The 20,266-nt window shown below is 59.3% G+C and carries 17 protein-coding genes; 10 read left to right on the top strand and 7 right to left on the bottom strand.

The window, feature by feature from the left end:
• The first annotated feature begins 29 nt into the window (after positions 1 to 29).
• Entirely contained in the window at positions 30 to 2,222 is a 2,193-nt protein-coding gene (locus ACG2K1_RS08355) for a TonB-dependent hemoglobin/transferrin/lactoferrin family receptor (protein WP_395429190.1), read from the top strand.
• A 134-nt stretch (positions 2,223 to 2,356) separates the two neighbouring features.
• Complete coding sequence (locus tag ACG2K1_RS08350) at positions 2,357 to 3,121, top strand: hemin ABC transporter substrate-binding protein (protein ID WP_009427209.1); 765 nt, start codon at positions 2,357 to 2,359, stop codon at positions 3,119 to 3,121.
• A 657-nt stretch (positions 3,122 to 3,778) separates the two neighbouring features.
• Here the strand turns inward: ACG2K1_RS08350 and ACG2K1_RS08345 are convergent.
• Positions 3,779 to 5,257 carry an aldehyde dehydrogenase family protein gene (locus ACG2K1_RS08345; protein WP_395429189.1) on the bottom strand — a complete coding sequence of 493 codons (1,479 nt, stop codon included), beginning with the start codon at positions 5,255 to 5,257 and terminating at the stop codon, positions 3,779 to 3,781.
• 394 nt (positions 5,258 to 5,651) lie between these two features.
• On the opposite strand from ACG2K1_RS08345, the gene guaD reads away from it, so the two are divergent.
• The 3 genes from guaD to ACG2K1_RS08330 are packed head-to-tail and all read left to right on the top strand — an operon-like array spanning position 5,652 to position 8,218.
• A complete protein-coding gene (gene guaD / locus ACG2K1_RS08340; protein WP_395429188.1) occupies positions 5,652 to 6,956 on the top strand; it encodes a guanine deaminase in 1,305 nt (434 codons plus the stop codon).
• Positions 6,957 to 6,972: 16 nt separating this feature from the next.
• Complete coding sequence (locus ACG2K1_RS08335; protein ID WP_009427204.1) at positions 6,973 to 7,749, top strand: MFS transporter; 777 nt, start codon at positions 6,973 to 6,975, stop codon at positions 7,747 to 7,749.
• Positions 7,733 to 8,218 carry an MFS transporter gene (locus tag ACG2K1_RS08330; protein ID WP_198344882.1) on the top strand — a complete coding sequence of 162 codons (486 nt, stop codon included), beginning with the start codon at positions 7,733 to 7,735 and terminating at the stop codon, positions 8,216 to 8,218. The genes ACG2K1_RS08335 and ACG2K1_RS08330 overlap by 17 nt, the downstream gene beginning before the upstream one ends.
• Positions 8,219 to 8,492: 274 nt before the next feature.
• Here the strand turns inward: ACG2K1_RS08330 and thiD are convergent, their stop codons facing one another.
• The 3 genes from thiD to ACG2K1_RS08315 all read right to left on the bottom strand — a co-directional run bounded on the left by thiD (position 8,493) and on the right by ACG2K1_RS08315 (position 11,004).
• Complete coding sequence (thiD, locus tag ACG2K1_RS08325) at positions 8,493 to 9,314, bottom strand: bifunctional hydroxymethylpyrimidine kinase/phosphomethylpyrimidine kinase (protein WP_395429187.1); 822 nt, start codon at positions 9,312 to 9,314, stop codon at positions 8,493 to 8,495.
• Positions 9,315 to 9,474: 160 nt separating this feature from the next.
• Complete coding sequence (gene pdxH / locus ACG2K1_RS08320) at positions 9,475 to 10,107, bottom strand: pyridoxamine 5'-phosphate oxidase (RefSeq protein WP_094030986.1); 633 nt, start codon at positions 10,105 to 10,107, stop codon at positions 9,475 to 9,477.
• 93 nt (positions 10,108 to 10,200) lie between these two features.
• A complete protein-coding gene (locus tag ACG2K1_RS08315) occupies positions 10,201 to 11,004 on the bottom strand; it encodes an outer membrane protein assembly factor BamD (protein WP_395429186.1) in 804 nt (267 codons plus the stop codon).
• Here ACG2K1_RS08315 and rluD point away from each other — a divergent pair.
• Positions 11,003 to 12,121, top strand: a complete 1,119-nt coding sequence (gene rluD, locus ACG2K1_RS08310) for a 23S rRNA pseudouridine(1911/1915/1917) synthase RluD (protein WP_395429185.1) — start codon at positions 11,003 to 11,005, stop codon at positions 12,119 to 12,121. The two genes, ACG2K1_RS08315 and rluD, sit on opposite strands and share 2 nt — an antisense overlap.
• Positions 12,122 to 12,432: 311 nt before the next feature.
• Here the strand turns inward: rluD and rlmB are convergent, their stop codons facing one another.
• The 3 genes from rlmB to ACG2K1_RS08295 form a co-directional block, all read right to left on the bottom strand.
• Positions 12,433 to 13,188, bottom strand: coding sequence for a 23S rRNA (guanosine(2251)-2'-O)-methyltransferase RlmB (gene rlmB, locus ACG2K1_RS08305; RefSeq protein WP_009427194.1), 756 nt, complete (start codon positions 13,186 to 13,188; stop codon positions 12,433 to 12,435).
• Between the two features lie 284 nt (positions 13,189 to 13,472).
• Positions 13,473 to 13,991, bottom strand: coding sequence for a hypothetical protein (locus tag ACG2K1_RS08300; protein ID WP_395429183.1), 519 nt, complete (start codon positions 13,989 to 13,991; stop codon positions 13,473 to 13,475).
• 14 nt (positions 13,992 to 14,005) lie between these two features.
• The gene (locus ACG2K1_RS08295) at positions 14,006 to 15,934 is read right to left on the bottom strand and encodes an ABC-F family ATP-binding cassette domain-containing protein (protein WP_395429182.1); all 1,929 of its coding nucleotides are present in this window, start codon (positions 15,932 to 15,934) and stop codon (positions 14,006 to 14,008) included.
• Positions 15,935 to 16,076: 142 nt separating this feature from the next.
• On the opposite strand from ACG2K1_RS08295, the gene grxD reads away from it, so the two are divergent.
• The 4 genes from grxD to pdxJ all read left to right on the top strand — a co-directional run bounded on the left by grxD (position 16,077) and on the right by pdxJ (position 20,069).
• The gene (gene grxD, locus ACG2K1_RS08290) at positions 16,077 to 16,385 is read left to right on the top strand and encodes a Grx4 family monothiol glutaredoxin (protein ID WP_009427191.1); all 309 of its coding nucleotides are present in this window, start codon (positions 16,077 to 16,079) and stop codon (positions 16,383 to 16,385) included.
• 148 nt (positions 16,386 to 16,533) lie between these two features.
• On the top strand, positions 16,534 to 16,767 hold the full coding sequence (locus ACG2K1_RS08285) for a hexameric tyrosine-coordinated heme protein (RefSeq protein WP_009427190.1): 234 nt from the start codon (positions 16,534 to 16,536) through the stop codon (positions 16,765 to 16,767).
• Positions 16,768 to 16,904: 137 nt separating this feature from the next.
• A complete protein-coding gene (locus ACG2K1_RS08280; protein ID WP_395429181.1) occupies positions 16,905 to 19,079 on the top strand; it encodes a malate synthase G in 2,175 nt (724 codons plus the stop codon).
• A gap of 261 nt (positions 19,080 to 19,340) precedes the next feature.
• Positions 19,341 to 20,069: a pyridoxine 5'-phosphate synthase gene (gene pdxJ, locus ACG2K1_RS08275; RefSeq protein WP_395429180.1), complete on the top strand. Its 729-nt coding sequence runs from the start codon at positions 19,341 to 19,343 to the stop codon at positions 20,067 to 20,069.
• The last annotated feature ends 197 nt before the right edge of the window (positions 20,070 to 20,266 follow it).

Genomic DNA, 20,266 nt, shown 5'->3' with positions numbered 1-20,266 from the left:
CATTTTTATTATATTCGTAACGGAAAAACATGAAACCCAAATTCCTGGCCTGCGCCGTCGCCGCGCTTTTTTCTACCCCGCTTTTGGCAGAAACCGTTTCGCAAAACGATTTGGACACCGTGGTCGTCACCGCCGACCGCAACGCGCAAACGCTCGACAAAGCCGCGCCGAACGTGTCGGTGATAACCCGCAAAATCCTCGACCGCGCCGCAGCGGCCAACCTCGACGACATCGCGCTCTACGAGCCGGGCGTGGGCGTGGCCTCCGACAACAACCGCCGCGGCCACGCGGGTTTCAACATCCGCGGCATCGGCGGCAACCGCATCCTGATGATGGTGGACGGCGTGCGCGTGCCCGAAGCCTACGAAGGCGGCGGCACCAACGGCGCGGTGTCCGGCCGCGACATGGTCGAAGCCGACACCCTGCGCCAGGTCGACATCGTCAAAGGCCCGTATTCCGCGCTCTACGGCAGCGACGCGCTCGGCGGCGTGGTGAATATGGTGACCTACTCGCCGCGCGATTTCGTCGATGCGGAAAAACGCGGCTACTTCGGCCTGAAATACGGCTACCGCAGCCGCGACCGCAGCCACGGCGTCACCGCCACCGCCGCCGGTTTCCATGAAAACGCCGAAGGTTTGCTGATGCTCACGCGCCGCCACGGCCACGAAACCGAAAACATGGGCAAGGACAAAAGCTATTCCACCGCGCGCACCGCCTCCAACCCGCAGAACAACAGCGCCTACAACATCCTCGCCAAAGGCAGCGTCGGCAATGAGAGCCACCGCTTTGAAACGCTGTACGAGCGTTTCTACCGCAAAAACGACACCGTCCTCGCCAACGGCCTGGGCACGGCCTCCTACGGGCCGGTCACCACCCGCACCACAAGCAGCGAAGCGCACGACCGCATCCGCCGCCAGCGCATCGAAGCGGGCTACCGCTACACCGGCGAAGGCCGTCTGAAAGAAGCCAACGTCACACTTTACCAACAGAAAATGCGCAACGAAGACGACGCCGTCGACAGCAGCACCACCGTCCGCATGGGCACCGCCAGCAGCAGCACGCGCTATTCCGACTACGGCTTCAACCAAACCATCCGCGGCCTGACCACGCGCGGCGTGTGGGCGTTTGACGGCGCGGTGAAGCAAACCGTCGTCGCCGGCGCCGAATACAAGCACACCAAAACCGCCCGCCCGCGCGACAGCCTCACCGTCAACCACACCACCGGCACAGTCAGCAAAATTTACGCCGGCAGCCTCTTCCCCAACAAAACCTTCCCCGACAGCACGCGCAAAACCTTCAGCCTCTATGTGCAGGACAGCCTGACCTTCAACAACGGCATCGTTCTCACCCCCGCGCTGCGCTACGAAAAAGACAAGCTCTCCACCACCGTCGACGACGCCTACCGCAACGCCAATCCCAACAGCGCCGATATGCCCGAGTTCAGCGATTCCGCCGTCACCCCCAGCCTGCGCCTGAGCGTGCCGCTGGGCGACAAATTCACCGGTTTTGCCACCTACTCGCAGGGCTTCCGCACCCCGCCGTTTGACAGCGCCACCATGGCCTTCGCCAACACCACTTACGGCTACGCCATCGTGCCCAACGCCAACCTCAAATCCGAGCGCTCCAACAGCTTCGAACTGGGCATGAAGTTCAAAGGGGAACGCGCCAAAGCGCAGGTCACCGCCTTCTACAACCGCTACAAAAACTTCATCGACCAAACCCAAATCGGCACCGCCATCATCGGCGGCCGCCCCATCCTGCAATACCAGTACCAAAACCTCGACCGCGTCCGCACCTACGGCCTCGAAGCCGCCGCCGCCTACACCTTCGCCGACCACTGGCAGGCAAACGGCAGCATCGCCTGGATGCGCGGCAAACAGGCCGACGGCAGCCCGCTCGACTCCGCCCACCCGCTCAACGGCGTAATCGGCATCGACTACGCGCAGGAAAAATGGGGCGCGGGTACCAAGCTGCGCTGGGCGGCCAAACAAAACCGCGTCAGCAGCGACGACGTGTTCAAAACCCCCGGCTACGGCGTATGGGACGTCGGCGCCTGGTACAAACCCGTGAAAAACGTCGAACTGAGCGCCACCGTCTACAACCTCGGCAACAAAAAATACTGGCAGCACGCCGACGTGGCCGGACTCAAATCCAGTGCCTTCAACGATTTGTATACCGACAGCGGCCGCAACATCGCCGCAGGCGTGCATATCAAGTTTTAAAGGGAGAAAGGCCGTCTGAAAGGCTTTTCAGACGGCCTTTACTCTCGCAAACGGACAAAAGGCCGTCTGAAACCCGATTTCCCAACCCATCCCGCAAAGGAAACCCCGTGAAAACCATACTTCCCGCCCTTGCCATGATGCTTGCCCTCGCCGCCCAGGCGCAGGCGCAGCGCATTGTCGTGCTCACCCCCGACGTGGCCGACGTGGTCGTCGCCCTCGGCTCGCTCGACGAAATTGTCGGCAAAGACCAAACCGTGCAAAACCCCGCCCTCAAAGGCAAACCCAGCATCGGCGTACACCGCCGCCTCACCGTCGAACCCATCGCCGCCGCGAAGCCCGACATCGCCATCGGCTCGTGGATGGCGCAGCCGGCAAGCATTTTCGAGCACCTGAAAAAAGCGGGCATCAACGCCGTCAACGTCGCGCCCGACGACAGCATCGCCGCATATCCGCAAAGCATCCGCCGCGTCGGCGAGCTTATCGGCAAAAAAGCGCAGGCCGACAAAATCGCCGCAAGTTGGCAGGCGGGCATGACGCAGCAGCCGGCCAACGGCAAACGCTACCTCTTCAGCTACGACGGCCGCATCGTGTCGGGTAAAAACACCGCCGCCGACGAAATCATCCGCCGCGCCGGCGGCATCAACGCCGCCGCCGCCATCGACGGCCTCAAACCCATGAGCCGCGAAGCGTGGATTGCCGCCAAGCCCGACATCATCATCATCGCCGACCACAACACCGCCATGATCGGCTCGGTCAAACAATTCGCCGAGCGCCCCGAAATCGCCGCCACAAACGCCGCCAAAAACGGCAAAATCTACCTCTGGCAGGCCAACGATATGTTCCGCTACGGCCTGGATACGCCGCAGGTGATTAAAAAACTGAACGGCTTGGGTAAATGAGACAGCTGCTTTCAGACGCCATCGGAGGCCGTCTGAAAACCTGTGTTACGGGTTTCCAGACGGCCTTTGCCGTTGCGGAATGAATGCAGATGGCGCGCGCGGATTGGGGTTGCGAAAACGTGCGGGCAGACAGAGGCCGTTCTGCCTGTAGCCCTTCGGAGCATCAGCGCGGGAATGACGTTTCTGAAAGCGAAGCCTCAATGAAGTTAAAAAAGCAGATGGGGAAGCGTAGGTCGGGCATTCATGCCCGACAAGGATTAAAAAAAACAAAACGGAAAATGTCGGGCATGAATGCCCGACCTACATGACTGAACGGCTTGGGCAAACAGTCATGTCGCGTAAAGGCCGTCTGAAAACCGTTCGGGTTTCAGACGGCCTCCGATTTTTGCGCCGCCGAATGCGGTTGTGTGTTGGGAAGACAAAAAGGCCGTCTGAAAGACAGTTTGAACCCTCTGCACAACGTTGGCGGCATTCGGGCAGATTCGGAGTCGGGCAAAGATTTCGGTTTTTAACTTCGTTGAAGCTTCGCTTTCAGACGGTCTCCGATGCCCATGCCGCCGAATGCGTTCCGCGTGTTTGAGTCACAAAAAAGGCCGTTTGAAACAGCGTTCAGACGGCCTTCGGCCTTATGCGGCGATTACACGGTTACATTGCGGATCAGTACAAACCTTCGCGCTCTTCGCGGGCGCTGATGTAGATGTTTTTCACCTGGGTGTAGGCGGCGAGCATCATTTTGTGAGTCTCGCGGCCGATGCCGGAGGTTTTGTAGCCGCCAAACGGCGCGCCTGCGGGCAGTCGGTTGTAGCAGTTGATCCACACGCGGCCGGTTTCCAACGCATTGGAGACGCGCAGGCAGCGGTTGATGTCTTTACTCCATACCGCGCCGCCCAAGCCGTATTCGCTGTCGTTGGCCATAGCGATAACTTCTTCTTCGGTTTTGAATTTGATAACCGTGGCCACCGGGCCGAAGATTTCTTCCTGTGCGACGCGGCCTCTGTTGTCGGGTGCTTCGATCAGGGTCGGTTCGAGGAACTCGCCGTTACCCAGCGTGCCTTCGACTTTTTTGCCGCCAGTGATGATGCGGCAGCCTTCCTGTTCGCCGATTTTGACGTATTTCAAAATGGTTTCAAGCTGGCCTGCGCTGACTTGCGCGCCCATTTGGGTGTCGTCTTCCCACGGCAGGCCGACTTTGACTTTTTTGAACTCTTCGGCCAGCGCGGCGACGAATTTATCGTAAATGCCTTCCTGTACGAAGATGCGCGAACCGGCGCAGCAGACTTGGCCTTGGTTGAACAGAATGCCTTTTTGCGCGCCTTCGAGTGCTTTGTCAAACGGCATGTCGTCGAAGAAGATGTTGGCCGATTTGCCACCCAGTTCGAGCGTGGCGGGAATCAGCATTTCGGCGGCGGCGATGCCGATGCGGCGGCCGATTTCGGTGGAGCCGGTAAAGGCCAGTTTGTTGAAGCCTTTGTGGTGCAGCATGTATTCGCCCGATTTGCTGCCGCGCCCTGTGATGACGTTGAGCACGCCTTTGGGCAGCAGATGGTTGATTTTTTGGGCAAACGACAAGAGGCTCAATGAGGTGCTGGACGAGGGGTGGATAACGATGGTGCAGCCGGCAGCCAGCGCGGGGGCGATTTTCCAGGCGGCCATCAGGAAGGGGAAGTTCCACGGGATAATCTGGCCGACCACGCCGATGGGTTCGCGCAAGACGATGGACAGGTCTTCCTGATCGATTTGGTTGCAGGTGCCCTCTTCGCCGCGAATCACGCCCGCAAAATAGCGGAAGTGGTCGGAAGCAAGCGGGATGTCGGCGGCGCGGGTTTCGCGGATGGGTTTGCCGTTGTCCAGCGTTTCCTGCAAGGCAAACAGCTCGGCGTTTTCGTCAATTACGTCGGCGATTTTGTTCAGAATGGCGGCGCGCTCGGCGGCGGTGGTTTTGCGCCAGCTTTTAAACGCCTGCTGCGCGGCGGCCACGGCGGCATCGACATCGGCATCGGTTGCGTCGGTGAATTTGGCCAGCACTTCGTTGTTGGCGGGGTTATACGATTCCAAAAGCGCACCGGGCTTCGTCCATTCGCCGTTGATCAGCAATCCGTATTCTTTGTCAAACACATTCAGGTTTTTGGCAGTCATAAACTATCTCCTCAAATGACTGGGTTTAGGAAAAAAGCCGTGCCGGTAATGTCCGGCAAACGCAGGATAGCCCTTTTCTTTTTTTATTTCAATCTGAAATGAGAGCCGTTATTGACGGCTACTGCACTATTTGACCTTTATCAACAAATGTAAAAGAAACATCCATATTAATATCGGATTATTTTTGAAATTTTATTTTGTTGGAATAATTTTTTCTAATTTGTATTTGATTTATATCTGGAAATAAAATAAATCATAAAAGTGACTGTTCTTTTTGCCAATAAACCCATGGCATTTTCCTTCTTATGTATATTACATTATTAATAGTGTAATTAAATCACACAAATTGATTTGTGCAAATAAATCGAAGTGTAAATTTTAGTAGGAGAATGTTATGAGTATAAAAACTGCGATACGCGGTGCGATGCTTTCTTTTCGCAAAGACCCGTTTTTTCATGATATGGAAGATTGCTTGGTTTATGAGTCCGATGCCGTGGTGGTGATGGAAAACGGAAAGATTGTCAAAGCGGGCGCGGCGGATAAGATTTTGCCCGAGTTGGACGGCGTGCCTGTCAAAAGATATGCGGACAGCCTGATTGTTCCCGGCTTTATCGACTGCCATGTCCACTATCCGCAAACGGAAATCATCGCAGCCTACGGAGAACAGTTAATCGAATGGCTGAACAACTATACATTTATCGCAGAGCAGGGCTTTAAAAACAAAGAGCATGCCGACGAAGTGGCGGAAGTGTTTCTGCGCGAGCAGGTGCGTAACGGCGTGACTTCGTCAACCGTTTACTGCACGGTTTTTCCGCAGTCGGTCGATGCGGTTTTTGAGGCGGCGGCGAAATACGATATGCGGATTATGGCGGGTAAAGTGTGCATGGACAGAAACGCTCCTGCCGCCCTGCTGGACACGCCGCAGCGCGCCTACGACGAATCCAAAGCGCTGATCGGCAGATGGCACGGCAAAGGCCGCGCGGAATATGTCATTACGCCGCGTTTCGTGCCCACTTCGACACCCGAACAGATGGAAATGATCGGCGCGTTGGCGCAGGAAAATCCCGATATGCTGATTCAGTCGCACGTTTCCGAAAACGTCAACGAAGTCGCGTGGGTAAAAGAATTGTGTTCCGAAGCGAAAGACTACACCGACGCCTATGCCCGCTACGGCCTGATGCGTCGCCGCGCTATCTACGGCCACGACATCCATCTGACCGACCGCGAATTGGGCGTGTTCAACGAAACGGGCGCATCGGTGGTGTACTGTCCGACCTCCAACTTCTTTTTGGGATCGGGCTGTCTGAACGTGAAAAAACTGGAATCGGAACAACACCCCGTCCATGTCGGCCTGGCAACGGATTTGGGTGCGGGTACCAGCTTTTCCATTCTGCAAACCATGAACGAAGCCTACAAAGCCGCTCAGATGAACGGCACGCCGTACAGCTCGCTGCACAGCTTCTATCTTGCCGGACGCGGCACGGCCGAAGCCTTGGGGCTGGCCGGCACAATCGGCAGCATCGAGCCGGGCATGGAAGCGGATTTGGCGGTTATCAACCTAAAATCGACGCCGATCATCGAATACCGCATGCGCTACGCGAAGAGCTTGGAGGAAGTGCTGTTCATCCAAATGACTTTGGCCGACGACCGCGCCATTGCCGCGACCTATATCGCGGGCAAAGAAGTTTACAGTGCATAATTGATAGGAGAATCAAATGAGTACGCAAACAAACAACAAAACCTACGAACTCGGCGGCGCACGCGCCTGGACGGTATGGACGATCGCCGTGATTTTCGTCGTGTGGCTGTTCAACGTGCAGACCGGCTACGCCATCGTCAACAACAGCGTGGCGAAAACGCTGAACCTCAGCATCGAGCAAGTCGGCCTGATTGCCGCCACCTACACATGGGTGTTCGCCGTCGCCCAACTCTTCTCCGGCGCGCTCTTGGACAAACTGGGCAGCCGCAAAGTGCTGATACCCGCCATCGGCCTGGTTATTTTGGGCGTGTTCCTGTTCGCCTTTGCCCAAAGTTTTGAAATGCTGCTGCTCTCGCAAGTGGTGCTGGCAATGGGATCGTGTGCCGGATTCGTCGGCGCGGGCTACGTCGGCGGCGTGTGGTTCGGCATGGCCAAATTCGGCATCATGTTCGGCCTTGTGCAACTGGTGGCCGCCCTCTCCTCCGCCTTCGGCCAAACCGCCTTCGACTTCGCCCTCAGCCGCTGGGAATGGCGTGCCATCATTACCGGCTTCGGCGTATTCGGCGTTCTTCTGCTGATTGCCGCCGTGATGTTTGTCCACAACCCATCCGAAGTGGAGGGCGAAAAATCCGGCGCGGGCGAGTTCATCGCCTCCGTCTTCCGCTCTATCCTCGAAGTATTGAAAAAAAGAACAGATTTGGGCGATCAGCATCCAAGGCGCCATCGTATTCGGCATGATTCTGGCGTTCGGCGTCGTCTGGGAGCCGAAACTGCTGATGGCGCACGGCATTGACGCCAGCACCGCCAACCACGCCACCGCCTGCCTGTGGCTGGGACTGGCGGCCGGCAGCCCGCTGATCAACAAAATCTCCAACGCGCTCAAATCGCGCAAATGGCCGATAGCCGTCACCACGCTGGTACAGGTTCTGTCGCTGCTGTGCGTCATTTACCTGCCGATGTCGGGTGCCGTGGCTATGGTACTGTATTTCATCTTCGGCTTCTGCAACGCCGGCCATATGCTCAACTTCACCGCTGCGGCGGACAACGTTCCGCCGCACCTGATCGGCACATCCGCTTCCATCGTCAACGGCTCGATGTTTATCGCAGGCGGCCTGCTGGTGGGGTTGCCGGGCAAACTGCTCGCCGGTACGCAGGAGCTGCTGGCCGACTACCAGCACGCCATGCTGATGACCGCTGCCGCGCTGGCCGCCGCCCTGCTGATTGCCCTGCTGTGGATTAAAGAGAGCTTCCCGAAAGAATAAAACCGGCTTTTCAGACGGCCTGCCGCCGTCAAACAGACATACAGACAGATCCGCGTCTTTAAACCTTTTCCAGGCCGTCTGAAAGCCGTATCGGAGATTTTGAACCGGTTTTTAAGCACAAACCGCCCTTTCAGACGGCCTGCCGCTGTTCCGCCCGATAACGGGCGGCAGCGGCAGGACGTTTTCGGTCAGACATGAGAAAAAGCAATGCCGCGCCGTTAAAGGCGCGGTATCTTTTTGCGGAACGGAAAACGAGCGGGGTTTCTGATAGCACCTAGCGCACCGTGCGCCAGAAATGGGCGACGGGGCCGGCGCCACGGCCGAGCTGCCAGCGGCTGCCTGCGTCGAGGGCACCGTGCAGATAGCTTTTGGCGGCGGCCACGGCGAGCGGTAGCTGTTTGCGGTGCGGATAAAGGGCGGCGATGGCGGCGGAGAGGGTGCAGCCCGTGCCGTGCGTATTGCGGGTGCTGATGCGGCTGTTGATAAAGCACTGCGCTTCGGCGTTCTGCCGCACCAGCCAGTCGCGGGCGGTGTCGCCGCTCCAATGGCCGCCTTTGAGCAGCACGGCTTTCGCGCCGCGACCGAGCAGGGTTGCTCCTTGGTGCAGCATCTCTTTTTCGTCTTGCGGCGGGCTGCTGCCGACGAGTGCTGCCAGTTCGGCCAGATTGGGCGTCAGCAAATCGGCCAGCGGCACCAGTTCGGCAAACAGGGTTTCGACGGTGTTTTCGAGGGCGAGGCGGTCGCCGGAAGTGGCAATGAGGACGGGATCGAGAACGACGAAGGGAACGGGATGGCGGCGCAGGGCGGCGGCAACGGTGAGGATGGTTTCGCAGTCGGGCAGCATGCCGATTTTGACGGCGTCGATGCGGATGTCGGAAAGCACGGATTCGCATTGGGCGCGTACGGTTTCGGGCGGGACGGTGTGTATGGCCTGCACGCCGAGGGTGTTTTGCGCGGTAACGGCGGTGATAACGCTGGCGCCGTATGCGCCGAGCGCGCCGAAGGTTTTGAGGTCGGCCTGTATGCCCGCGCCGCCGCCGGAATCCGAACCGGCGATGGTGAGGACGCGGGGAAAAGGTTTTGCTGCGTTCTGCATGGTTTCTCCTTTGTTTGTTTTATTGAATCTTGGTTTTCGGAAACGTCATTCCCGCGTAGGCGGGAACGGCCTTTGGGGTTCGGGGAGGCCGTCTGAAAGCGGTTTTTCCTTTTTCAGACGGCCTCGGTATGCGTGAGACCGTCTGAAAGGCCGTCTGAAACTACGGCGCGAGGCGCTCTTTGATCCACAGGCCGTCTGAAAGGCGGTAGCGGATGCGGTCGTGCAGGCGGCTGGGGCGTCCCTGCCAAAACTCGATGCGGTCGGGAATGACGAGGAAGCCGCCCCAGTGCGGCGGGCGGGGGACGTTGAGCGGGTGTTTGAGGCCGACGGCGGCGGCGCGTTTGATGAGGACGTTTTTGTCGGCAATGACGCTGCTCTGTTCGCTTGCCCACGCGCCGATGCGGCTGGCGTAGGGGCGGGAGGCGAAGTATTCGTCGGAGGCGGCTTCGGAGAGTTTTTCGACGCGCCCTTCGATGCGTACCTGCCGTTCGAGTTCCGGCCAGAAGAAGGTGAGGGCGGCGAAGGGGCAATCGGCGAGGGCGCGGCCTTTGCGGCTGTGGTAATTCGTGAAGAAGACGAAGCCCTGCGGGTTGACTTCTTTGAGCAGCACCATGCGGCTTTGCGGGCGGCCGTCTTCGCCGACGGTGGCGACGTTGACGGCGGTGGGCTCGTTGACTTGCGCCTTGACGGCTTCGTTCAGCCATTTTTCAAATTGGACGACGGGACTGTCGGCGCAGTCTTGTTCGGAAAGCTGCTGTTTGCTGTAGTCTTCGCGGATGTGGCGCAGATCCATTTGGTTTCTCGCTTTGCTGTTGGAGAGGGGGATTGTAATAGGCAGACAGGCCGTCTGAAAGGTTTTCAGACGGCCTGTTGTGTGTAAAGCCCGTTATTTCCAATAACGCCACCAGGGGGCGTCGTTGTCTTTCCACGAGCGGGTCAGGTAGGGGCTTTGCGGGAAGTTTTTTTCCAAGATGCGGCGGGTGTCGTCGGCAAGCTGCGGGCGCTCCATTTTGCGGTAGGAGAGTTCCATCACGGCCAGCGCTTCTTCGACATAGCGGGTGTTTTGGAAGCCGGTGACGATGTTTTGCGCCCGGTTGGCGGCGGCGAGGTAGGCGCCGCGTTTGGCGTAGTAGCGGGCGACGGCCATTTCGTTGCCGGCCAGCGCGTCCACCAGCTTGGTCATGCGCTTGGTGGCGTCTTCGACGTATTTGCTCTGCGGATAGCGGCGAACCAGCTCGGCAAAGGCCTGATAGGCTTCTCGGTTGGCTTTGGGATCGCGGTCGGACCAGTCCTGCGAGGCGAGTTTGTTGAGGAAGGATTGGTCTTCGTTAAACAGAATCAGCCCTTTGAGATAAAGGGCGTAGTCCATGTTCGGATGCTGCGGGTGCAGCTTTTGGAAGCGTTCCACGGCGGCGAGCGCCTTTTCCCGCTCTTCGTCCTTGTAATAGGCATAGGCCGTGTCAAGCTGCGCCTGCTGCGCGTAACGGCCTTGCGGGAAGCGGGATTCGAGCAGTTCATATAACTTGACGGCACGCGTATAATTGTTGCTGTTCAACTCGTCTTGCGCTTCGGCGTACAGTTTTTCCACCGACCAGTCTTGGGTGATTTGCGCGTCTTTGTCACTTGTGCCTTTACTTGCACAGCCGGACAGCGTCGCACCCAGCAACGCTACTAAAAGAATTTTTTTCATGCAGAACTCTTCATTTGAAAATGGCGGCGATTATAACGACGATTTTGAGTTTGGTGCAGCCCCTGCCGCCGAAACTTGTCTGAATTTAACCGTGCCGCTCGATTTGGCCGGGCTGCGTCTCGACGCCGCCTTAGCCAAGCTGCTGCCCGACTACTCGCGCTCGCGCCTGGCCGACTGGATTAAAGAAGGCGCGGTGTCGGTGGACGGCAAACCCGCCAAGCCCAAAGACAAGCTGATAGGCGGCGAGAAACTGGCCGTACAGGTGCAGGAAAGCAACGAAACGCTGGCCTTCACGCCCGAGCCTATCGATTTGGACATCGTTTACGAAGACGACAGCGTGATCGTGCTGAACAAACCCGCCGGACTCGTCGTACACCCCGCCGCGGGCAACTGGTCGGGCACGCTGCTCAACGGCCTTTTGGCGCATTGCCCAGCCTTGCAGAACGTGCCGCGTGCGGGCATCGTCCACCGTCTCGACAAAGATACCAGCGGCCTGATGGTCGTTGCCAAAACCCTGAGCGCGCAAAACCACCTGGTCAAACAAATGCAGGAGCGCACGGTCAAACGCGTTTACCGCGCCGTGGCCGACGGCATCGTGCCCTTCGACGGAAAAATCGAAACCCAAATCGGCCGCGACCCGCACAACCGCGTCAAAATGGCAGTGGTGAAATTCGGCGGCAAAGAAGCCGTCACCCACGTGAAAGTGCTCGAACGCTATCAGGCGCACAGCTATATAGAATGCCAACTGGAAACCGGCCGCACCCACCAAATCCGCGTCCACATGCGCGAAGCCAACCATCCGCTCTCGGGCGACCCCGTCTACGGCAACCCGCGCCACGCCTGCTCCGACACCGTCAAAAGCACCGTGCGCCAACTGGGCAGACAGGCATTGCATGCCTACCGCCTCAGCTTCGTCCACCCGCAAAGCGGTGAAACCGTGCATTTTGAAGCGCCGCTGCCCGCCGACATCTACCACCTGCTGTCCGTCCTGCGCCTCGAAAGCGGCATGGATTCCTCCCTCAGCCACGAAGAAGAATGGCAGGAACGCTTTGCCGACGAAGACAATGATTGGAACGAAGACGACTACGACGTCGAAACCATCTACGTGCGCGACTGAATCCGCCGCCAAACGCCGCCAACGGGAAAGGCCGTCTGAAAATCTTCAGACGGCCTTATCGTTTTTTCAGACGGCTGCCGTGGTTTGGAAATATAGTGAGTCAAAATAAAAAAGATACAAGGCAGCAAGCCGCAGACAGTACAGGTAGTACGGCAAGGCGCAGCAACGCCGTAGATTTTTTATTTTGGCTCACTATAATGTCTGTCTGCGCGGTTTGGCGGAGCAGGGCAGGGCAAGGATTTGATGCGGAGGCCGTCTGAATCTTTCAGACGGCCTCTTTACTGTTTTTCAGACGGCCTTCAGGCAGCGTTTCAACCGCGTCCCAGAGTTTTCAACACCCGCTGCCGCCGCGTTTCGCTCAACACCATGCCAGCGCTGACGGACACGTTCATGCTTTCCACCGTGCCGAACATCGGTATCGATACCAGCATATCGCAATGCTCGCGCGTGAGGCGGCGCATGCCTTCGCCCTCGTTGCCCATCACCCAGGCGATGCTCTCGGGCAGGTCGGCGTGGTACAAATCGGCCGAGCCCCCCATGTCGGTGCCGACTATCCAGATGCCGTATTCTTTCAACTCGCGCAGGGTGCGGGCGAGGTTGGTTACGGTGATGTAGGGCACGGTTTCGGCCGCGCCGCAGGCGACTTTGCTCACGGTGGCGTTCAGCCCCGCGCTTTTGTCTTTCGGCGCAATCACGGCGTGTACGCCCATTGCGTCGGCGGTACGCAGGCACGCGCCGAGGTTGTGCGGGTCGGTGATGCCGTCGAGGATGAGCAGAAGCGGCGGTTCGCTCAGGTTTTCCAACACGTCTTCAAGGTGGACGTGGTTTTTCGAGGCATCGATAAAACCGGCTACGCCCTGATGGCGCGCGCCTTTGGCGATAGCGTTCAGGCGGTCGGCATCGGCAAAATGCACGCGCACGTTTTCGGCGGCGGCTTTTTCCAACACTTCGCGCGTGCGGGCATCGTTTTTGCCCTCTTGGATGTAGAGTTCGGTAAGGGATTTGGGGTTTTGCCACAGGCGGGCGTTGACGGCGTGAAAGCCGTAGATGAGTCTTTGGTTGGCCATGACGGGTTTTTCGGCGGAATGGGAAACGGCGGATTATACAGGCCGTTCCCGCCTACGCGGAAATGACGTTTCTGAAAGCGGGGCTTCAACGAATTTAAAAGCGGATTGGGGCTTTGTATGGAACGGGAACGCCGCTGTGGCGGCACGCCCTGCACGATGCCCGCGCCGTCCGGTTTCAGACGGCCTTTCGCGTGGAGGTTTTTATTTTCTGCGGAATCGCCGGATAGGGAAAACCTCCGAGGCGGAGGGGCTTCGGAGGTTGGAGGCCGTCTGAAAGACGGGTTTTACATTCTGCTCAGTTCGCGTTGCAGCGCCTGGATGTTTTGCTGGCGGTCTTGGATGCTGGCGGTGAGCTGGCTGGCGCGGTTTTGGTTTTTCTGGGCGCGGGCGGTGCTCAGTTCGTTTTGTGCCAGATTGAGCGCCTGGCGCTCGTTGGCCAGCTCTTGTTCCAAGATGGTGCGGCGGCCGCTGCTGCCGGAGGGGCGGGGCAGAAGGGCGGCGTCGGCGGCTTGCAGGGACGGGGCGTTGCGTACGGGGGTGGCGGAGGCTTTGTTGACGGAAACGTGCCTTGTTGCGGCGGGCGCGGTTGTGTCTTGGCGGGCGGCAAACTGCTGCGGCGCGCTGCGCGGGACGGGCAGGCTGGAATAGCTGCCGATTTTGGGCAGGTCGGACGCGCGGCAGCTGGCGGAGGGGCGGGAGGTGTAGACGGTAATGCCGCCGACGCTGCATTCGTAGACTTTGGCTTCGGCCGCGCCGGAGAATGCGGCGGCGGCAAGAGTAAGGGTGAGGATGCTGGGTTTCATGGTGTTTCGTTTCGTCATTCGGATATTCCCCGTAGTTCTTCTTCGACGGCGAGCAGGATGCTTTCGAGTTCTTCCTGCCAGGCAAGCCAGTTTTCTTCCATTTGTCCTAATTTTACTTTGGTTTGCGCCAGTTGGCTAAGGGTTTGCTGCAATTTGCCTTTGTTTTCTTCGTTGTAGGCGTTTTCCTGTACCAAAAATGCTTCACAGGCCGTCTGAATTTCGCTGAGGGCGGCGATTTCTTTTTCGGCTTGGTCGATTTTCTGTTGCAGGGGTTTGCCGCGTTTGGCTTTTTCCTGGCGGATTTGCGCTTCGAGTCGTTTGCTGTCTTTGCGGTTTTGGTTTTGCGCGGAGGCGGCGGGCGCGGCGGCGGCGTTTTCGCGGGCGAGGCGGTAGCGGCGGTAGTCTTCCAAATCGCCGTCGAAGGTTTTCAGACGGCCTTCTTCGATGAGGAGGAAGCTGTCGGTGGTGGCTTCGAGCAGGCTGCGGTCGTGGGAGACGGCGATGAGTGCGCCTTGGAAGCTTTGCAGGGCGAGGGTGAGGGCGTGGCGCATGTCGAGGTCGAGGTGGTTGGTGGGTTCGTCGAGCAGGAGGAGGTTGGGCTTCTGCCAGACGAGCATAGCGAGGGCGAGGCGGGCTTTTTCGCCGCCGGAGAAGGGGGCGGTGTTTTGCAGGGCGGCATCGCCGGTGAAGTTGAAGCCGCCGAGGAAGTTGCGGATGTCTTGTTCTTTGGCTTCGGGCGAGAGTTTTTGGATGTGCCACAGGGGGCTTTGGTCGGGGCGCAGGGTGTCGAGCTGGTGTTGGGCGAAGTAGCCGATGTTGAGTTTTTCGGCACGGACGATGCCGCCGGCAATCAGGGGCAGGCTGCCGGCCAGTGTTTTGATGAAGGTGGATTTGCCGCTGCCGTTGACGCCCAGGAGGCCGTAGCGGGCGCCGCTTTCGAGGGAGAGGGAGACGCCGCGCAGGATGGTTTCGCCGTTGTAGCCGAGATCGGCTTTTTCGAGTTTGAGCAGGGGGTTGGGCAGGTGTTCGGGGGTGTCGAAGCGGAAGGAGAAGCCGCTGTCGAGGTGGGCGGGGGCGATGCGTTCGAGCCTGTCGAGGGCTTTTATGCGGCTTTGCGCCTGCACGGCTTTGGTGGCTTTGGCTTTGAAGCGGTCGATGAAGGATTGCAGGTGTTTGATGTGTGCCTGCTGTTTGGCGTAGGCGGCCTGCTGTTGGGCGAGGCGGCGGGCGCGCTCGCTCTGGTAGAAGTCGTAGTTGCCGCCGTAGAGGGTGAGTTTGCGGCCGGAGAGTTCGACGGTTTGGGTCGTGGCGGCGTTGAGGAAGTCGCGGTCGTGGGAGATGATGATTTGGGTGCAGGGCAGGTCGGCGAGGTGGTTTTCCAGCCACAGCACGGTTTCCAAATCGAGGTGGTTGGTGGGTTCGTCGAGCAGGAGCAGGTCGGCGCGGCACATCAGGGCTTGGGCGAGGTTGAGGCGCATGCGCCAGCCGCCGGAGAAGGATTTGACGGGGCGGCTGTGTTCTTCTTGGGCGAAACCGAGGCCGCTGAGGAGTTTGGCGGCGCGGGCGGGGGCGGTGTAGGCGTCGATTTCTTCGAGTTTGCCGTGGTATTCGGCCTGCTTCATGCCGTCGTTTTGCGCTTGCGCTTCTGCCAAGGCCGTCTGAAAAGCCTGCAATTCTTTGTCGCCCTGCAAAACGTAATCCAGCGCGGAGGTGTCGAGCGCGGGGGTTTCCTGGGCGACGGAGGCGGTTTTCCAGTGCGGCGGCAGGACAATGTCGCCGCCATCTTGCGCAATTTCACCTTTTATCAGAGCGAACAGGCTGGATTTGCCGCTGCCGTTGCGCCCGATCAGGCCGACGCGTTTGCCGGGGGCGATGGTCAGGTTTGCTTGGTCGAGCAGCAGTTTGCTGCCGCGTTGCAGGGTGAGGTTTTTCAGTTCGATCATGGTGCGGCGCGGACGGACGGGAGAAAAAAGGCGGCATTTTAGCCTGTCCGCGCGGCGGCCGAAACATTCGTTTCAAATTCATCAAAATGGCGCGTATAATGCCGCCGTTTTTCGCCAACGGTTTTTTTAAGGAACACCAAACATGAGCATTCAAGAGCAAATCAAAGAAGTGGTTACCACCCATCCCATCGTGCTGTTTATGAAGGGCACCAAACAATTTCCGCAGTGCGGCTTTTCTTCGCGCGCGGTGCAGCTGCTGAACGCCGCGGGCGCGCAATACGTTACCGTTAACGTGTTGGAAAACCCCGAAGTGCGCCAAGGCATTAAGGAATACAGCGACTGGCCGACCATCCCGCAGCTTTATGTCAACGGCGAATTCGTCGGCGGCGCGGATATTTTGCAGGAAATGTACGAAGCGGGCGAATTGCAGGAGCTGGTGGCCGCGAAGTAAGCCGGATTCAGGTATCGAGGCCGTCTGAAACCCGTTTCAGACGGCCTTTTGCGGCAGCGGCGGGGCAGTTTCCCCGCCGCACCAAGGCCGCAGCAGCGCCCCGTGCGGGCTTTCTTTTCACAATAACCATATATAAAAGGACACAAAAATGAGCGACCAACCCTGGCTCACCACCCTCATCACCGACACGCCGCAGGCCGGTTTCGAACTGGCCGTTACCCTCAGCCGCCGCGGCGTGAAAACCACCCAGCCCGATGTCGAAGTGCTGAAACAGCTGCGTTCGGTTTACGCCAACGATGCCGACAGCCTCACCGCCGCTTCGCAGGTGATCGCCATCAACTTTCAAACCATCGCCGCCGCCAACAACTACTGGCGCGGCTGAAGCCAAACGGCAGAGGCCGTCTGAAAGCGCCGCCGCGTTTTCAGACGGCCTTTTCTCGTCTGCAAAAAACTGTTAAGGTTGCGCCGTGCTGCGGCAACGCAGTGCAAATAAGAAAAAACACTTTTAGGAGAACCAACATGGCGTACAGCTACATCCCCGCAGCCAGTCTGCAAATCGACTCCCATCTCTACCGTTTCATCAGCGAAAACCTTCTGGCGAACCATCCCAACGTCGAAGCCGACGCCTTCTGGCAGGGCTTTGCCGAACTCGTCGGACGCTTCGCCCCGCGCAACCGCGAACTCTTGGCAAAACGCGACGAAATCCAAGCCAAAATCGACCAATGGCACAAAGAACACGGCCTCGGCGATGCTGCGGCCTACCGCGCCTTCCTCAAAGACATCGGCTATCTTGCCGACGAACCCTCCCCCTTCAAAATCGCCACGCAAAACGTCGACCGCGAACTGTCCGAACAGGCCGGCCCCCAGCTCGTCGTCCCCATCAACAACGCCCGCTACGCCCTCAACGCCGCCAACGCCCGCTGGGGCAGCCTCTACGACGCCCTCTACGGCACAGACGCAATAGACCAAAGCGGCAGCCTCGCCCCCGGCAAAACCTACAACCCGCAGCGCGGCGAAGCCGTTATCGCCTTCGCCCGCGATTTCCTCGACCAAAGCCTGCCCCTCGAACACGGCAGCCACAAAGACGCCGCCCTGTATTACGTCGGCGCAGGCCGTCTGAAAGTACGCCTGATCAACGGCAGCGAAACCGGCCTCAAATCGCCCGAACTCTTCGCCGGCTACAACGGCAGCGAAGCCGCGCCCACCTCGCTCCTCTTCCTGCACAACGGCCTGCACATCGACATCCTCATCGACAAAGACAGCCCCATCGGCAGCCAAGACCCCGCAGGCATCAAAGACATCGTCCTCGAAGCCGCCCTCTCCACCATCATGGACTGCGAAGACTCCGTCGCCGCTGTCGACGGTGAAGACAAAGCCCTCGTCTACGCCAACTGGCTCGGCCTGATGCGCGGCACGCTGGAAGAAAGCGTCGAAAAAGGCGGCAAAACCTTTGTCCGCCGCCTCAACCCCGACCGCCAATACACCAAGCCCGACGGCAGCGGCACTTTCACCCTGCCCGGCCGCTCGCTGCTTTTCATCCGCAACGTCGGCCACCTGATGACCACCCCCGCCGTGCTCGATTCCGCAGGCAACGAAATCCCCGAAGGCATCCTCGACGGCGTCATCACCGCCCTCACCGCCCCCTTCGACTTCGAGCGTAGCGAAAACAAAAACAGCCGCAGCGGCTCCGTGTACATCGTCAAACCCAAAATGCACGGCCCCGAAGAAGTGCGCTTTGCCGACGAACTCTTCGCCGCCATCGAAGACCTCTGCCGCCTGCCGCGCCACACCCTCAAAATGGGCATCATGGACGAAGAACGCCGCACCTCCGCCAACCTCGCTGCCTGCATCCGCGCCGCCGCCGACCGCACCGTCTTCATCAACACCGGCTTCCTCGACCGCACAGGCGACGAAATGCACACCTCCATGCACGCCGGCGCCATGATACGCAAAGGAGACATGAAAACCAGCCGCTGGATCGCCGCCTACGAAGCAAACAACGTGCAAACCGGCCTGCAATGCGGCCTGATCGGCAAAGCGCAAATCGGCAAAGGCATGTGGGCGATGCCTGATTTGATGGCCGAAATGCTCAAACAAAAAATCGGCCACCCCAAATCCGGCGCCACCACCGCCTGGGTGCCCTCTCCCACCGCCGCCACCCTGCACGCCCTGCATTACCACCAAGTGAACGTGTTTGCTGTGCAGGACAAACTCGCCGCGCAGCCCGCCACCGATTACCTGCCCGACCTGCTCGCCATCCCCGTCGCCGCCGACACCGCATGGAGCGACGAAGAAAAACGGCAGGAGCTCGACAACAACTGCCAGGGCATCCTCGGCTACGTCGTGCGCTGGGTGGAACAGGGCGTCGGCTGCTCCAAAGTGCCCGACATCCACAACGTCGGCCTGATGGAAGACCGCGCCACATTACGCATCTCCAGCCAGCACATCGCCAACTGGCTGCTGCACGGCATCGTCTCCCCCGCCGAAGTGCGCGCCGCCCTCGAACGCATGGCCGCCGTTGTCGATAAACAAAACGCAGGCGACCCCGCCTACACCCCGATGGCCGGACGTTTCGACACCTCCCCCGCCTTCCTCGCCGCCTGCGACCTCGTCTTCAAAGGCACGGAACAGCCCAACGGCTACACCGAACCCTTGCTGCACCACTGGCGGCGCGTCGCCAAAGCGGCACGGTAAAACGGCTTGCGGAAACTTCATCCCCGCGAAGGCGGGGACGGCCTCAAAGTAGGGTATGTTGCGCAGCAACGCACGCGGTTTTGGTTTTCCTATTTTGAAAATCCCGAGTCCGTCTGAAAAACCCAAAGCAGCAAAAAGGCCGTCTGAACGGGAAAACCCTTTTCAGACGGCCTCAAACCCGTTAAGGCCGTCTGAAACCGAAATGCCAACGAAGTTGAAGTACGGCAGCCGAATCCGACCAACCACCAAAAAGGAACCCCCATGCTCTTAGGCGTCAACATCGACCACGTCGCCACCCTGCGCAACGCACGCGGCACGGTCTACCCCAGCCCGCTCGAAGCCGCCCTGTTGGCCGAAACCCACGGTGCGGACTACATCACCCTGCACCTGCGCGAAGACCGCCGCCACATCCGCGACGACGACGTCGCCGCCATCTCCCGCGCCGTACGCACCCACATCAACCTCGAAATGGCGCTCACCCCCGAAATGCTCGAGCACGCGCTGGCCGTGCGCCCGCGCGACGTGTGCATCGTCCCCGAAAAACGGCAGGAAATCACCACCGAAGGCGGTCTCGACGTCCTGGCGCAGCAGCAGAAAATCGCCGACTACACCCGCACGCTTGCCGAAGCGGGCATCCGCGTTTCCCTCTTTATCGACGCCGACGAAGCGCAAATCCAAGCCGCCGCCGACCTCGACGCACCCGTAATCGAACTGCACACCGGCGCCTACGCCGACGCCGCAAACCACAACGAACGCGCCCAAAGGCTCGCGCAAATCGAAGAAGCCGCCTACTTCGCCTCCGAACGCGGCCTGATTGTCAATGCCGGCCACGGGCTGAACATCCACAACGTCACGCCCGTCGCCAAAATCCTCCCTATCGCCGAACTCAACATCGGCCACGCCCTCATCGCCCAAGCCCTCTTCATCGGCCTGCCCGCCGCCATCGCCCAAATGAAAGAAACCATGCACCGCGCCCGCACCGCCGTGTAACGTCCTGCGAAAACAGAGGCCGTCTGAAACCCCCGAATCGGGTTTCAGACGGCCTCTGCCGTTACCGCTTGGGTATGTCGCGCAATATACGGTTTGAGAAGATTTGATTTCCCTTTCAAATTAAAGACTTGATGGAAAGAATGAATGTGCGGCAGGTGATTGTTTGCAGCCTGAGGCCGTCTGAAAAACAAAAATGC

This window comes from Neisseria sp. 23W00296, assembly GCF_044772855.1.
GTDB lineage: Bacteria > Pseudomonadota > Gammaproteobacteria > Burkholderiales > Neisseriaceae > Neisseria.
This window is presented reverse-complemented; position numbering and strand designations above follow the sequence as displayed.